The following is a 592-nucleotide window of genomic DNA, read 5'->3' on the forward strand; positions in this document are numbered from 1 at the left end:
GGAAATCTCCGCTCTGGGCGGATAAAGCCCCGTAGCGCCACCCGCACCTCTTGCCCGTAGAGATCTCCTGTCCAATCCAATAGATGCACCTCGACGGTGTGCTGTAAACCGGCAAACGTGGGCCGATGGCCAATGTTCATCACCCCAGGTAGAGCTGCCGCAGCAGCAGGCACATCCACCCAAACGCTGTACACCCCATCGCGGGGCAAAAACTTCTCCGGAGGCAAGCGGAGGTTGGCGGTGGGAAAGCCCAGTTGTCGGCCCCGCTGATCCCCTTGCACCACCTCTCCCATCAGACGATAGGGGCGACCCAAGAGCGCTTCGGCAGTGGACACCTCCCCAGTCGCCAAGGCAGCTCGAATGCGAGAGCTGCTCACCCGTTCCCCGTTGAGTTTCGCCTCCGGGATCACCTCCACCGGAATGCAGCGCTCGGATCCCCAAGCCTGGAGCGTTTGGGCGTTGCCGGAGCGACGGTGACCAAAGCAAAAATCCCAACCGACGCTGAGATGGCGAACGCGCAGGCCCTGTTCAAGTACCGTTTGGATAAACTCTTGGGGGGGCTGGCAGGCAAATGCAGGGGTGAAGGGGAGCA

At 61.7% G+C, this 592-nt stretch carries 1 protein-coding gene; it reads right to left on the minus strand.

The features are described from left to right. Positions 1–592: riboflavin biosynthesis protein RibF (ribF, locus tag NW837_RS15290; protein ID WP_414332502.1), on the minus strand; the 592-nt coding region annotated here is incomplete at both ends.

The organism is Synechococcus sp. R6-10 (assembly GCF_047461815.1).
In the GTDB taxonomy this organism is placed as follows: domain Bacteria; phylum Cyanobacteriota; class Cyanobacteriia; order Thermostichales; family Thermostichaceae; genus Thermostichus.